This is a genomic window from Caulobacter sp. P1_B12_2, from assembly GCF_056406675.1.
Genome location: NZ_JBFTZS010000077.1, coordinates 1 through 13,065, shown reverse-complemented (window position 1 = coordinate 13,065; position 13,065 = coordinate 1). Strand labels below are relative to the sequence as shown.

Sequence of the window (13,065 nt, the reverse complement as noted above, 5' to 3'; positions counted from 1 at the left end):
CGGTAGGCCTGGGGCGTCGTCGCCAGCACCTTGCGGAAGTGGTGCCGCAGGGCCGCCGCGCCGAAGCCGACGGTCTGGGCGATTTGCTCGACGCCGGCCGGGCTGGTTTCCAGCAGGTCGCGAGCCCGGGCCAGGCGCTCGGCCAGCAGCCAGCGGGCCGGGGTCACGCCCGTGGCGGCCTCGAACCGGCGCAGGAAGGTGCGCGGACTCATGCCGGCCGCGTCGGCCAACGCCTTGACCGTGTGGTCGCGGGACAGGTCGGCGCGCATGCGGTCGAGGATCGGCGACAGGCGCGAGGACTCGAAGGCGGTCGGCACCGGGCGCTGAATGAACTGGGCCTGGCCGCCGTCGCGGTGCGGCGGGATCACCAGCCGCCGGGCCACGGTGTTGGCGGCCTCCGGACCAAAGTCGCGGCGCACCAGGTGCAGGCCCAGGTCCAGACCCGCCGCGCTGCCGGCCGAGGTCATGACGTCGCCCTCGTCGACATAGAGCACGTCGGGCTGCACATCGATGTCGGGATGGAGGGCGCGCAACTTGTCGACATAGCGCCAATGGGTGGTGGCCCGCCGGCCCGCCAGCAGGCCCGCGGCCGCCAGCACGAACACCCCCGAACAGATCRACATCACGCGCGCCCCGCCGGCATGGGCGGTCCTCAGGGCGTCGATCAGCGGCTGGGGGACGGGCGTGTCGGCGCCGCGCCAGCCGGGGGCGATGATCGTGCCCGCCTGCTCGACCAGCTCCAGCCCGCCGTCGCCGACCACCTGAACGCCGCCCAGGCCGCGCAAGGGTCCCGGCTCGATCGCCGCGGTGGCGAAGTCGTACCAGTCCGGCCCCATCTCCGGCCGGGGCAGGCCGAACAGCTCGACCGCCACCCCGAACTCGAAGGTGCACAGGCCGTCATAGGCCAGGGCCACGACCTTCAGGTTCTTCGGCCGATTGGCGGATACGGGACGAGGAGCAGGGTTTGGCATGATCTTTACGGTCTATGTCTATGATGCCAGCTAACGCCGAGACGCCGCCTGGGGCAAGTCTTCCTCGCCAACAGAGGAGGCCGCCATGAGCTTTGTTTCCGCCATCCCCGCTGCGTCGTCGCAAGACGCCGCCGTCCACTACGCCCGTCGTCTGGCGCTGGAGACCGACTGCTCCGACGTCGGCGCGTCGATGAAGGCCGGCGAGACCGATTTCGTCCTGCTGCACGTGGTGGGTTCGCCCCAGGCCTATGCCCGCCGCCACGTGCCCGGAGCGCTGCACCTGCGTCATGCCGACATCACCGCCGAGCGCATGGCGGAGTGGGCGGCCGACACCCTGTTCGTGGTCTATTGCGCMGGCCCCCACTGCAACGGCGCCGACCGCGCGGCGCTGAAGCTGGCGATGCTGAACCGGCCCGTGAAGCTGATGATCGGCGGGATCACCGGTTGGGAGGATGAAGGCCTGCCGTTCGCCGAAGGCGCGGAGCCGGGGGTGTTGGCGGCCTAAAAATGATCCGCTCATCCCGGCGAATGCCGGGACCCAGATGGAATAGCGGTGTGGCTGACACCATCAGCGTCGCGCTATTCCAATCATCCGCTCCGCCATAGGATCTGGGTCCCGGCATTCGCCGGGATGAGCGGAGCTAAGGGCGCGACCGGCATGACCTATCGACGGCTCGCCCGTTCCGAATTGCCGGTCGATACGGCCGCCCTGGCGTGTTTCCTCGTCGGCCAAGTAGTGGTGCGGGAGACGCCGGAAGGCGTCGTCAGCGGCCTGATCGTCGAGACCGAAGCCTATGTCGTCGGCGACGCGGCGGGGCACGCCTATCGGGGCATGACTCCGCGCACCCGTTCGCTGTTTCTCGAGCCTGGGCACGCCTACATCTATCTGGCCTATGGCGTCTCCTGGATGCTGAACGTCTCGAGCGAGGCGGCCGGGATCGGGGCGGGCGTCCTGATCCGGGCGCTAGAGCCGCTGGAGGGTGTGCCGATCATGCAGCGCAATCGCCGGACCGAACGGCTGCGCGACCTGGCGCGCGGTCCGGGCCGGCTGGCGCAGGCGCTGGAGATCGGTCCCTGGGCCGATGGGCTGGACCTCTGCGAAGCCGGGCCGTTGTGGCTGGCCCGAGGCGACCAAGCGCCGGGTGAGATCGGCCAGGGCGTCAGGATCGGGCTTTCGCGTGAGGCCGACCGCACCTTGCGTTTCTATGTTCGGGGCAGTCCGTTCGTCAGCGGCCCCAAGTCGCTCAACACCTAGCCGGACGCCCATGGACAAGCCGCTTCCCGATATCGTCAAGCCGGGCCTGTCCGTGGTCTTCTGCGGCCTGAACCCCGGGCTTTCCGCCGCGGCGGCGGGGCATCATTTCGTCGGGCGCAGCAACCGGTTCTGGCGCGTCCTCCACCTGGCCGGGTTCACCCCGATCCAGGTCGATCCGGAGCAGGATGCGAGCCTGCTGGCCTACGGGCTTGGGATCACCAGCGTGGTCGAGCGGCCGACCGCCGGCGTCGACGACCTGGCGCGCTCGGAATTCGTGGCCGCCGCCGCCGGGTTCGAGCGCTGGGTCCGACGCCACGCGCCGCGCCATGTCGCCTTCCTGGGCAAGGCGGCCTATGGCGCGATGATGGGACGCCGGACCGTGTCCTGGGGCCGCCAGGCCGAACCGTTCGGGGGCGCCGCCGCCTGGGTGCTGCCCAATCCCAGCGGCCGCAATCTGAGCTTCAGCCTGGACGCCCTGACAGCGGCCTTTCGCGAGCTGCGCCTGTCGGTCGAGACCGACGGACGACCCGGCTCCTAGGGCTTCTCGCCCAGCGTCTTCAGCATGCCTAGCCGCGCCAGTTCATCGGCCCGCTCGTTGTGCACGTGGCCGGCGTGGCCCTTGACCCAGCGCCAATCGACCTCGTGCCGCGCCCGGGCCGCGTCCAGGCGTTGCCACAGGTCGACGTTCTTGACCGGGCTCTTGTCGGCGGTCTTCCAGCCCTTGGCCTTCCAGCCGTGGATCCACTGGGTGACGCCCTTCATCACGTACTGGCTGTCGGTGTGCAGCTCGGCCTTGGTCGGCTTGTTCAGCGCCTCGAGGGCCTGGATGGCGCCCATCAGCTCCATGCGGTTGTTGGTGGTCGCAAGATCCCCGCCGCACAGCTCCTTCTTCTTGTCGCCGTACATCAGCAGGGCGCCCCAGCCGCCGGGGCCGGGATTCCCGCGGCAGGCGCCGTCGGTGTAGATGATCAGCTTGGGGGTCACGCGCCGGCTCCGAACAGGCTGAGACCCTCGCGGTGGACGGCCAGCTTGCGCTCGTATTCCAGCGGGTCCTTCGGCTTGACCAGCGCCCCGGCCGGGGTCGCGCCCCAGTCGGCCAAACGGGTCAGGAAGAAGCGCATGGCCGCGCCGCGCGCCAGGATCGGGATGGCCTCGCGCTCGGCCGGGCTCAGCGGCCGGCGGCGCTCGTAGCCGGCGATCAGCGCCCGGGCGGCCGTGATGTTGAAGCTGCCGTCGGCCTCGAAGCACCAGGCGTTCAGAGTCACGGCGATGTCGTAGGCGTAGGCGTCGTCGCAGGCGAAATAGAAGTCGATCGCCGCCGCGAACTTGCCGTCCGACTTGAAGAAGACGTTGTCGGGGAAGTAGTCGGCGTGGATCACGCCCGACGGCAGGCCGCGCGGCCACGACAGGGCCAGGGCGGCCAGGTCCTTGTCGATGGTCGCGGAGAGGCCCGGCTTGAGGCCGTCGGCGGCCGTGCGGTGCTTGGAAAACAGCGGGGCCCAGTGCGGCTGGCCCAGGTCGTTGGCGCGACGGGCCGGGTAGCCCTCGCCGGCCAGGTGCAGCCAAGCCAGGCCCTCGCCCGCCTCGCGGCAATGGGCGACGGTGGGGCGGCGGGCCGACAGGCCGGGCAGGAACTCCACCAGGGCGGCCGGCTTGCCGCGCACGGTCTTCAGCGTCGCGCCCGAACGGTCGGCGATCGGCTTGGCGCTGGGATAGCCGCGATCAGCCAGCCAGGTCAGCAGGTCCAGGAAATAGGGCAGGTCTTCGGGCTTGGCGCGTCGCTCGTAGACCGTGAGGATGAACCGGCCGGTTTCGGTCTCCAGCAGGAAGTTGGAGTTCTCCACCCCCTCGGCGATGCCCTTGAACGCCACGGCCTGCCCCAGGTCGTAGTCGCCCAGGAAGGCGGCGAGTTCTTCGTCGGTGATGTCGGTGTAGACGGCCATGAGGCGGGGATGCGGGAGCCGGCGCTGGCGGTCAAGAGCGAGTGACCGTGCTTTTCGTCGGTAGGAGGCGAGAAAAGCTGAAGTTCGGCTCGGTTCAGGTCGTCAGCAGCCGCGGCAGCTTGAAAGTCACCGTCTCGCGAGCCTCGACCAGTTCCTCGACCGTGATGTCGTAGCGCGCGGCCATGGCGTCGATCACGCCCTGGACCAGATCCTCGGGCGCCGAGGCGCCGGCGGTGACGCCCACCCTCGACACGCCCTCGAACCAGGACCAGTCGATGCCGCGCGCGTCGTCGATCAGCCGGGCGTCCTTGGCGCCGGCTCGCTTGCCGACCTCCATCAGCCGCACCGAGTTGGACGAGTTCCTGGAGCCGACCACCAGGATGAGCTCCGACGCCCCGGCCAGCAGCTTCACCGCTTCCTGGCGGTTGGTGGTGGCGTAGCAGATGTCTTCCTTGTGCGGGGCGGCGATGCCCGGGAAGCGCGCCTTCAGCAGGTCGACCATCTCGGCGGTGTCGTCGACCGACAGGGTGGTCTGGGTGAGGAAAGCGACGTTGGCCGGGTTCTGCGGGATCCAGGCGCGGGCGTCGTCGATGTCCTCGATCAGGGTGACCGTGCCCTCGGGCAGCTGGCCCATGGTGCCGACCACCTCGGGGTGGCCGGCATGGCCGATCAGCACGATCTCCCGGCCGGCATCGAAATGCTTCTGGGCCTCGACATGGACCTTGGAGACCAGCGGGCAGGTGGCGTCGAGATAGACCATCTCGCGGGCCTTGGCGGCGGCGGGGACGGTCTTGGGCACGCCGTGGGCCGAGAACACCACGGGGCGGTCTTCCGGAACCTCGTCCAGCTCCTCGATGAACACCGCGCCCATGGCCTTGAGGCGATCGACCACGTGGCGGTTGTGGACGATCTCGTGGCGCACATAGACCGGCGCGCCGAACTTCTCGATCGTGCGCTCGACGATCTGGATCGCCCGATCGACGCCGGCGCAGAAGCCGCGCGGACTGGCCAGGACCACGCGGAGTTCGCGGCGGCCGGGGCTTGGGATGGGCGAATGGGCGTTCATGGCGCTGAACCTACGGGTTCCGGGCCGACCGCGCCAGCACTGGGCGAAAACTCAACGAAATCTGCTGCGCATTGCGACGTCACGCATATGCCTTTATCAGGCTCCATGACGCTGGCGGGGAATTCCCGCTCAAGCTCCAATTCTCGAACCGGACGTTTCATGCGCCGCAATTTTTCCGTCGCCCTCAGCGCTCTGATGGCCCTCTCGATCGCCGCCACGGCGACGACCGTCCACGCCCAGCAAGGCGGACGCCCCGGCGGCCAAGGCCAAGGCCAGGGCGACGACGACCAGGCCGCCAAGAAGAAGAAGCGCGACGACGAGTGGAACCAGCCCAAGGCGCCCCTGGCCCAGCTGCGCAACGCCGGCCCGTGCCCGTATGTAAAGGTGCTGTACGACGCCAGCCGCTATGTCGAGTTCAAGGACGGCAAGGAATCCGCCGGCCAGACCGCCTACACCGGCGAGATCCAGGGTCTGAGCTCGGGCTGCGCCTACAAGAGCAACGACCCGATCAAGATGCAGGTCCAGATGTTGTTCGAGTTGGGCCGCGGTCCGCAGGCGACCAGCGACAAGAAGACCTACCGCTATTGGGTCGCGGTGACCGAGCGCAACAAGGACGTCCTGGCCAAGGAATATTTCGACCTGCCGGTGACCTTCCCGCAGGGCCACGATCGCGTCTATGCGAACGAGACCCTGAAGACCATCACCATCCCGCGCGCCGACGAAAAGGTCAGCGGCGGCAATTTCGAGGTCCTGATCGGCTTCGACGTGACCCCGGAAATGGCCGCCTTCAACCGTGACGGCAAGCGCTTCCGCGTCAACGCCGGTCAGACGCAGCAAGCCCAGACCCAACCCGGAAACGTCGCCAAGCCATGAGTGATTTGAAGCGGTCCCTGAGCGAGGCGGCCGCGGCCGCCTTCCAGGCCGCCGGACTGTCCCCCGACTTCGGTCGCGTCACCGCGTCCGACCGGCCCGACCTGGCCGACTTCCAATGCAACGGGGCCCTGGCGGCCGCCAAGAGCGCCAAGCGCAATCCGCGCGAGATCGCCGTGCAGGTCGTCGACATCCTGAAGACCGACCCGCGCCTGGCCTCCGTCGAGATCGCCGGCGTCGGCTTCATCAACATGCGCGTCAGCAGCGACGCCCTATCGACCCGCGCCAATGAAATCGCCGCCGATCCGCGCGCCGGGGCCGAGCCCCTGGTCGCGCCGCGTCGCGTGCTGGTCGACTATGCCGGCCCCAACGTCGCCAAGCCGATGCATGTGGGCCACCTGCGCGCCTCGATCATCGGCGAGTCGGTCAAGCGCCTGTACCGCTTCCGCGGCGACGACGTGGTGGGCGACGCCCACTTCGGCGACTGGGGCTTCCAGATGGGGCTGCTGATCAGCGCCATCATGGAGGAGGACGCCTTCATCGGCGCCCTGCTCGAGCGCCTGATCGAGGCCCCGCGCGGCTTCTCCGCGGCCGACGAGGCCAAGGTCATGGCCGAGTTCGCCCAGCGCGTGACCCTGGAAGACCTCGACCGCCTCTACCCCGCCGCCTCGCAGCGCCAGAAGGACGATCCGGAGTTCAAGGAGCGGGCCCGCAAGGCGACCGCCGAACTGCAGAACGGCCGCTTCGGCTATCGCCTGCTCTGGCGTCACTTCGTCACTATCAGCCGCGTGGCCCTGGAGCGCGAGTTCCATGCCCTGGGCGTCGACTTCGACCTCTGGAAGGGCGAGAGCGACGTTCAGGACCTGATCGCCCCGATGGTCCGCCAGCTCGAGGTCAAGGGCCTGCTGGTCGACGACCAGGGCGCCCGGATCGTCCGCGTGGCCCGTCCCGGCGAGACCAAGAAGAAGAAGCTGCCCGACGGTTCGGTGGTCGAGGTCGAGAGCCCCGACCCGCTGCTGGTCGTGTCGTCGGAAGGCTCGGCCATGTACGGCACGACCGACCTGGCCACGATCCTGGACCGTCGCAAGTCGTTCGACCCGCACCTGATCCTCTACTGCGTGGACCAGCGCCAGGCCGACCACTTCGAGCAGGTGTTCCGCGCCTCGTACCTGGCCGGCTACGCCGAGCCGGGCGGGCTGGAGCACATCGGCTTCGGCACCATGAACGGCAGCGACGGCAAGCCGTTCAAGACCCGCGCCGGCGGCGTCCTGAAGCTGCACGACCTGATCGAGATGGCCCGCGAGAAGGCCCGCGAGCGCCTCCGCGAAGCCGGTCTGGGCGCTGAACTCTCGGAAGAGGCTTTCGAGGAAACCGCCCACAAGGTGGGGATCGCGGCCCTGAAGTTCGCCGACCTGCAGAACTTCCGCGGCACCTCCTACGTCTTCGACCTCGACCGCTTCACCAGCTTCGAGGGCAAGACCGGCCCGTACCTGCTGTACCAGTCGGTGCGCATCAAGAGCATCCTGCGCAAGGCGGCCGAGCAGAAGGTCGTCTCGGGGGCGATCATCGTCGGCGAGCCGGCCGAGCGCGACCTGACCCTGCTGCTGGACGCGTTCGAAGGCGCCCTGTCGGAGGCCTACGACAAGAAGGCCCCCAACTTCATCGCCGAGCACGCCTACAAGCTGGCCCAGACCTTCTCGAAGTTCTACGCCGCGTGCCCGATCCTCAGCGCCGACGAGCCGGCGATCCGAGCCTCGCGCCTGGCCTTGGCCGAGACGACGCTGAAGCAGCTGGAACTGGCCCTGGACCTCCTGGGCATCGAGGCGCCGGAGCGGATGTAGGCTGTTTGAGGTCGCATTTCGCGACCTCAAACGATCGCTTGGTGGTGACGGGGCCAAGGATGGCGGCGAGATCGCGCCTCTCCAGTTGACTCCGTCCGCCCCCTCGCCCAAACACGCCTCGACCCTCGCGGGAGACATCGGGATTCTGGTCTCGAGGCCGAAGGCGCAACCGCCCCGGAAACGCTCAGGCAAAAGGACCGCGCGGGTTTAGGAACGCTGGAAAGAGGCAACTCGCAAGGGAAGCCCGCCGAAGGAGCAAGGCCCGTATCCGGGCCGAAATCTCTCAGGTCAAAGGGACAGCGGGGGCGAGACCACCTGGCGAAAGCCGGGCGGCGTCGCCGACCCCGATTGGAGCCCAAAGCGTGTCCGACCAAGATCTCAAGAAGACCCCCTTGTACGAGGCGCACGTCGCCGCCGGCGCCCGCATGGTGCCGTTCGCCGGTTATCACATGCCGGTGCAGTACAAGGACGGGGTGCTGAAGGAGCACCTGTGGACCCGCGAGCATGCGGGCCTGTTCGACGTCTCGCACATGGGTCAGGCTCGGTTGCGCGGCGAGAACCCCGCCAAGAGCTTCGAGAAGCTGGTCTCGGCCGACTATCAGGGTCTCAAGCCCGGCAAGCAGCGCTACGCGGTGCTGCTGAACGCCGAAGGCGGGGTGATCGACGACCTGATGACCGCGCGTCCCGACGACGACGGCCTGTTCATCGTCGTCAACGGCGCCTGCAAGGACAACGACTACGCCATCATCGCCAAGGCCCTTGAGGGCGAGGCGACCGTCGAGCGCCTGGAAGACCGCGCCCTCCTGGCCCTGCAAGGCCCCGAGGCCGCCGCCGTCCTGGCCGCCCACGTGCCGCAGGCCGCCGGCATGGTGTTCATGGACACCGCCGCCCTGACCGCTTTCGGGACCGACGCGATCATCTCGCGCTCGGGCTACACCGGCGAGGACGGCTACGAGATCTCGGTGCCGGCCACGGAAGCCGCGCGCATCTGGAACACCCTGCTGGCCGACGAGCGCGTGAAGGCCATCGGCCTGGGCGCCCGCGACAGCCTGCGCCTGGAGGCCGGCCTGCCGCTGTACGGCCACGACATGGACGAGACGGTCTCGCCGATCGAGGCCGGCATGCCGTTCGCCGTCGGCAAGAGCCGCCGCGAGGCCGGCGACTATCTGGGCGCCGAGCGCATCGCCAAGGAACTGGCCGGCGACCTCAAGCGCGTCCGCGTCAATCTGAAGGTGCTGGAAGGCGCCCCCGCCCGCGAAGGCGCCGAGATCGCCGACGAGACCGGCGCGGTGGTCGGCGTGGTCACCAGCGGCGGCTTCGGCCCCAGCTTCGGCGGCGCCATCGCCATCGGCTTCGTGCCCCCCGCCCTGGCGGTGGTCGGCTCGACGCTGAAGGTCATCGTTCGCGGCAAGCCGCAGGCGGCCGAGGTCGTGGCCTCGCCGTTCGTTCCCACTCGCTACGTGCGCAAAATCTAGAGAAGGGCCCAGACCATGAAGTTCACCAAGGATCACGAGTGGGTTGAAGTCGCCGGCGATGTCGCGACCGTCGGCATCACCGCCTATGCCGCCGAGCAACTGGGCGACGTGGTGTTCGTCGAAGTGCCGGAGGTCGGCAAGACCGTGAAGCAGGGCGAGGCCCTGGCGGTGGTCGAGAGCGTCAAGGCCGCTTCCGACGTCTATGCCCCGGTGTCGGGCGAGGTGGTCGAGGCCAACGCCGAGCTGGGCGACAGCCCCGAGACCGTCAACGCCCTGCCGGAAACCGGCGGCTGGTTCGCCAAGATCAAGCTTTCGAATCCGGCCGAGGTCGACGCCCTGATGGATCGCGACGCGTACGAAGCGTTCCTCGGCACGCTGTAAGCCATGGTCCAGGTCCTTCTCCACAACTCGACCCTGACGCCCGCCCCGGCGGCCTATGGGGCGGCGGTGGAGAAGACCCTGGCCGCGGCCGGTGCGACGCTCGGCGCGGACGGCGAGGTCGGTCTCGACGGCCAGACGGTCATGGTCGTGAACGTCGATCCCAAGGACGACATCGCGGTGATCGACCTGGAGCGATGCGACGACGCGGTCTTCGACCTGGTCTTCGATCTGGCCGAAGCCACCGCCTCTTTCGTGGTCTTGAGCGCCGGTACGACCTACGCCACGCCCGCGACCGGCGAGCCGCCGGTCGGCTGGTCGATGAACTTCCAGGCCTACGGAACCGCCGGACGCGAGGAGTTTCGCGGCCTGTTCGCCAGCTACGCCGACTACCAGCGGGAGACGGAGGCCTACCAGGCCGCCGTCGCCGAAGCCCTCGCCAAGGCCCGCGCCGCTCTTGACGCCAAGCCCGCCAAACCCGTGTTCAAACGCCTGACGGACGCCCTTTTCGGAAAGTCGATCTAGATGCGCTACCTCCCCCTCACACCCGAAGATCGCGCCGACATGCTCGGCGTCATCGGCGCGGCCTCGATCGACGAACTGTTCGTCGACGTGCCCGCCGTCGCCCGTCGCACCGATCCGGTCGACCTGCCGTTCCACGCCGGCGAACTGGAGGTCGAGCGCGAGATGCTCAGCCTTTCCCGCCGCAACCGCTCGGCCTCTGAAGGTCCGTTCTTCGTGGGGGCGGGGGCCTATCGCCACCATGTGCCGGCCACCGTCGACCACATCATCCAGCGGTCGGAGTTCCTGACCAGCTACACGCCCTACCAGCCCGAGATCGCTCAGGGCACGCTGCAGGTGCTGTTCGAGTTCCAGACCCAGGTCGCGGCCCTGACCGGCATGGAAGTGGCCAACGCCTCGCTCTATGACGGCTCCACCGCCGCCGCCGAAGCGGTGATGATGGCCACCCGGATCACCCGCCGGAACAAGGCTGTGCTGTCGGGCGGCGTGCATCCGCAATATGTCGGCACCGTCGAGACCCTGGCCCACGCGGCCGGCGTCGCCACCGAGCGCCTGACGCCCGCCGTCGACGCCGAGGACGCGGTGATCGCCGCCATCGACGCCGACACCGCCTGCGTGGTCGTCCAGACCCCCAACGTGTTCGGCACGGCCACCGACGTGACCAAGATCGCCGCCGCGGCCCAGGCCGCCGGCGCCCTGCTGATCGTGGTCACCACCGAGGCCGTCTCGTTCGGCCTGCTGAAGTCGCCCGGCGAGATGGGCGCCGACATCGTCGTGGCCGAGGGCCAGTCGATCGGCAACGGCCTGAACTTCGGCGGTCCCTATGTCGGCCTGTTCGCCTGCAAGGAAAAATACGTCCGCCAGGCCCCGGGCCGGCTCTGCGGCGAGACCGTCGACGCCGACGGTCGTCGCGGCTTCGTCCTGACCCTGTCGACCCGCGAGCAGCATATCCGCCGCGACAAGGCCACCTCGAACATCTGCACCAACAGCGGCCTGTGCGCCCTGGCGTTCAGCATCCACATGAGCCTGCTGGGCGAGAAGGGTCTGCGCCGGCTGGCCCTGGTCAATCACCACAAGGCCGTGAAGCTGCGCGACGCCTTGGCCGCCGTGCCGGGCGTCGAGATCCTGACCCCGCGCTTCTTCAACGAGTTCGCGATCAAGCTTTCGGGCAACGCCGCCGAGGTCGTCGAGACCCTGGCGGCCAACGGCGTCATCGCCGGCGTGCCGTTCTCGCGCCTGGATCCGTCGGCCGGCCTGGACGACGTCCTGCTGGYCGCCGCGACCGAGACCACGCCTGACCTCGACATCGCCCTCTTTTCCAAGGCCCTGACCAAGGTGCTGGCCCAATGAGCATGAATTCCGTTGGACGGCCGACCCGTCCCGAAACCACTGACGCCAACGACTACGTCCACCCGACCCTGACCGGGGCCCGCGGTCTGTTGCAGGACGAGGCGCTGATCTTCGAACTGAACGCCTGGGACAAGACCGGCGTCGATCTGCCGGACGCGCCCGCCGCGGACGACCTGGGCGACCTGGTCCGCAAGGATCCGATCGGCCTGCCGGGGCTGTCCGAGCCCGAGGCGGTGCGCCACTACGTGCGCCTGAGCCAGAAGAACCACGCCATTGACCTGGCCCTGTATCCGCTGGGCTCGTGCACGATGAAGCACAACCCGCGCCTGAACGAGAAGATGGCCCGCCTGCCGGGCTTCTCCGACATCCACCCGCTGCAGCCGCAGTCGACGGTGCAGGGCGCGATCGAGCTGATGGACCGCCTGGCCCATTGGCTGAAGACCCTGACCGGCATGCCGGCCGTCGCCCTGTCGCCGAAGGCCGGCGCCCATGGCGAGCTGTGCGGCCTGCTGGCCATCCGCGCCGCCCACGAGGCGGCCGGCAACGGCCATCGCAAGACCGTGCTGGCGCCGACCAGCGCCCACGGCACCAACCCGGCCACGGCGGCCTTCTGCGGCTACACCGTCGTGGAGATCGCCCAGACCGACGACGGCCGGGTCGACCTGGTCGACCTGGAGGCCAAGCTCGGCGACCACGTGGCCGCCATCATGGTCACCAACCCCAACACCTGCGGCCTGTTCGAGCGCGACGTGGTCGAGATCGCCCGCCTGACCCATGCGGCAGGGGCGTACTTCTACTGCGACGGCGCCAACTTCAACGCCATCGTCGGCCGGGTTCGTCCGGGCGACCTGGGCGTCGACGCCATGCACATCAACCTGCACAAGACCTTCTCCACCCCGCACGGCGGCGGCGGTCCGGGCGCGGGTCCGGTGGTGCTGTCGGCGGCCCTGGCGCCGTTCGCCCCCACCCCGTGGGTTGTGAGCCAGGACCACGGCTTCCAGCTGGTCGAAGAGGCCAAGGGCCCCGCCGCACAGGCCTTCGGCCGGATGAGCGCCTTCCACGGCCAGATGGGCATGTTCGTGCGGGCCTACGCCTACATGCTCAGCCACGGGGCCGACGGCCTGCGCCAGGTGGCCGACGACGCCGTCCTCAACGCCAACTACATCAAGGCCCGCCTGTCGGACCTGATGAGCCCGGCCTTCCCGGACGGCCCCTGCATGCACGAGGCGCTGTTCGACGACAGTTGGCTGGAAGGCACCGGCGTGACCACGCTCGATTTCGCCAAGGCGATGATCGACGAGGGCTTCCACCCGATGACCATGTACTTCCCGCTGGTCGTCCACGGCGCGATGCTGATCGAGCCGACCGAGACCGAGAGCAAGCAGGAGCTGGAC

At 69.0% G+C, this 13,065-nt stretch carries 14 protein-coding genes and 1 riboswitch; of the genes, 10 read left to right on the top strand and 4 right to left on the bottom strand.

The window, feature by feature from the left end:
* Window positions 1–971: transcriptional regulator FtrA (gene ftrA / locus AC1DZ6_RS07090; protein WP_477096492.1), on the bottom strand; the 971-nt coding region annotated here is incomplete at its 3' end.
* A gap of 85 nt (window positions 972–1,056) precedes the next feature.
* On the opposite strand from ftrA, the gene AC1DZ6_RS07085 reads away from it, so the two are divergent.
* From AC1DZ6_RS07085 to mug, 3 genes are all read left to right on the top strand, one after another.
* Window positions 1,057–1,476 (top strand): rhodanese-like domain-containing protein, encoded by a 420-nt coding sequence (locus AC1DZ6_RS07085; protein ID WP_477096491.1) that lies wholly within the window; start codon window positions 1,057–1,059, stop codon window positions 1,474–1,476.
* 126 nt (window positions 1,477–1,602) lie between these two features.
* Window positions 1,603–2,226 carry a DNA-3-methyladenine glycosylase gene (locus AC1DZ6_RS07080; RefSeq protein WP_477096490.1) on the top strand — a complete coding sequence of 208 codons (624 nt, stop codon included), beginning with the start codon at window positions 1,603–1,605 and terminating at the stop codon, window positions 2,224–2,226.
* A gap of 10 nt (window positions 2,227–2,236) precedes the next feature.
* On the top strand, window positions 2,237–2,764 hold the full coding sequence (gene mug / locus AC1DZ6_RS07075) for a G/U mismatch-specific DNA glycosylase (RefSeq protein WP_477096489.1): 528 nt from the start codon (window positions 2,237–2,239) through the stop codon (window positions 2,762–2,764).
* Here the strand turns inward: mug and rnhA are convergent.
* The 3 genes from rnhA to ispH all read right to left on the bottom strand — a co-directional run bounded on the left by rnhA (window position 2,761) and on the right by ispH (window position 5,235).
* The gene (rnhA, locus tag AC1DZ6_RS07070) at window positions 2,761–3,210 is read right to left on the bottom strand and encodes a ribonuclease HI (protein ID WP_477096488.1); all 450 of its coding nucleotides are present in this window, start codon (window positions 3,208–3,210) and stop codon (window positions 2,761–2,763) included. The genes mug and rnhA overlap by 4 nt on opposite strands.
* Window positions 3,207–4,169, bottom strand: a complete 963-nt coding sequence (gene thrB, locus AC1DZ6_RS07065; RefSeq protein WP_477096487.1) for a homoserine kinase — start codon at window positions 4,167–4,169, stop codon at window positions 3,207–3,209. Before thrB ends, rnhA begins: the two co-directional genes overlap by 4 nt.
* Before the next feature lie 94 nt (window positions 4,170–4,263).
* Window positions 4,264–5,235 (bottom strand): 4-hydroxy-3-methylbut-2-enyl diphosphate reductase, encoded by a 972-nt coding sequence (ispH, locus tag AC1DZ6_RS07060; RefSeq protein ID WP_477096486.1) that lies wholly within the window; start codon window positions 5,233–5,235, stop codon window positions 4,264–4,266.
* A 159-nt stretch (window positions 5,236–5,394) separates the two neighbouring features.
* Here ispH and AC1DZ6_RS07055 point away from each other — a divergent pair, with 159 nt between their 5' ends.
* The 7 genes from AC1DZ6_RS07055 to gcvPB form a co-directional block, all read left to right on the top strand.
* Window positions 5,395–6,108: a Tat pathway signal sequence domain protein gene (locus AC1DZ6_RS07055; RefSeq protein ID WP_477096485.1), complete on the top strand. Its 714-nt coding sequence runs from the start codon at window positions 5,395–5,397 to the stop codon at window positions 6,106–6,108.
* Window positions 6,105–7,946 carry an arginine--tRNA ligase gene (locus AC1DZ6_RS07050; RefSeq protein ID WP_477096484.1) on the top strand — a complete coding sequence of 614 codons (1,842 nt, stop codon included), beginning with the start codon at window positions 6,105–6,107 and terminating at the stop codon, window positions 7,944–7,946. Before AC1DZ6_RS07055 ends, AC1DZ6_RS07050 begins: the two co-directional genes overlap by 4 nt.
* Window positions 7,947–8,064: 118 nt before the next feature.
* Window positions 8,065–8,156, top strand: a riboswitch (glycine riboswitch).
* Window positions 8,157–8,293: 137 nt separating this feature from the next.
* On the top strand, window positions 8,294–9,421 hold the full coding sequence (gene gcvT, locus AC1DZ6_RS07045; protein WP_477096493.1) for a glycine cleavage system aminomethyltransferase GcvT: 1,128 nt from the start codon (window positions 8,294–8,296) through the stop codon (window positions 9,419–9,421).
* Window positions 9,422–9,436: 15 nt separating this feature from the next.
* Entirely contained in the window at window positions 9,437–9,802 is a 366-nt protein-coding gene (gcvH, locus tag AC1DZ6_RS07040) for a glycine cleavage system protein GcvH (RefSeq protein WP_477096483.1), read from the top strand.
* A gap of 3 nt (window positions 9,803–9,805) precedes the next feature.
* Window positions 9,806–10,324 (top strand): hypothetical protein, encoded by a 519-nt coding sequence (locus tag AC1DZ6_RS07035; protein WP_477096482.1) that lies wholly within the window; start codon window positions 9,806–9,808, stop codon window positions 10,322–10,324.
* Complete coding sequence (gcvPA, locus tag AC1DZ6_RS07030; protein ID WP_477096481.1) at window positions 10,325–11,671, top strand: aminomethyl-transferring glycine dehydrogenase subunit GcvPA; 1,347 nt, start codon at window positions 10,325–10,327, stop codon at window positions 11,669–11,671.
* The coding region (gcvPB, locus tag AC1DZ6_RS07025) for an aminomethyl-transferring glycine dehydrogenase subunit GcvPB (protein WP_477096480.1) at window positions 11,668–13,065 on the top strand (1,398 nt) is incomplete at its 3' end. The genes gcvPA and gcvPB, both read left to right, overlap by 4 nt.

Coding starts and splice junctions, on each gene's coding strand:
- AC1DZ6_RS07050 (WP_477096484.1), top strand. CDS start 6,105: ATGAGTGATTTGAAGCGGTCCCTGAGCGAGGCGGCCGCGGCCGCCTTC.
- AC1DZ6_RS07035 (WP_477096482.1), top strand. CDS start 9,806: ATGGTCCAGGTCCTTCTCCACAACTCGACCCTGACGCCCGCCCCGGCG.
- thrB (WP_477096487.1), bottom strand. CDS start 4,169: ATGGCCGTCTACACCGACATCACCGACGAAGAACTCGCCGCCTTCCTG.
- ispH (WP_477096486.1), bottom strand. CDS start 5,235: ATGAACGCCCATTCGCCCATCCCAAGCCCCGGCCGCCGCGAACTCCGC.
- gcvH (WP_477096483.1), top strand. CDS start 9,437: ATGAAGTTCACCAAGGATCACGAGTGGGTTGAAGTCGCCGGCGATGTC.
- AC1DZ6_RS07055 (WP_477096485.1), top strand. CDS start 5,395: ATGCGCCGCAATTTTTCCGTCGCCCTCAGCGCTCTGATGGCCCTCTCG.
- AC1DZ6_RS07080 (WP_477096490.1), top strand. CDS start 1,603: ATGAGCGGAGCTAAGGGCGCGACCGGCATGACCTATCGACGGCTCGCC.
- mug (WP_477096489.1), top strand. CDS start 2,237: ATGGACAAGCCGCTTCCCGATATCGTCAAGCCGGGCCTGTCCGTGGTC.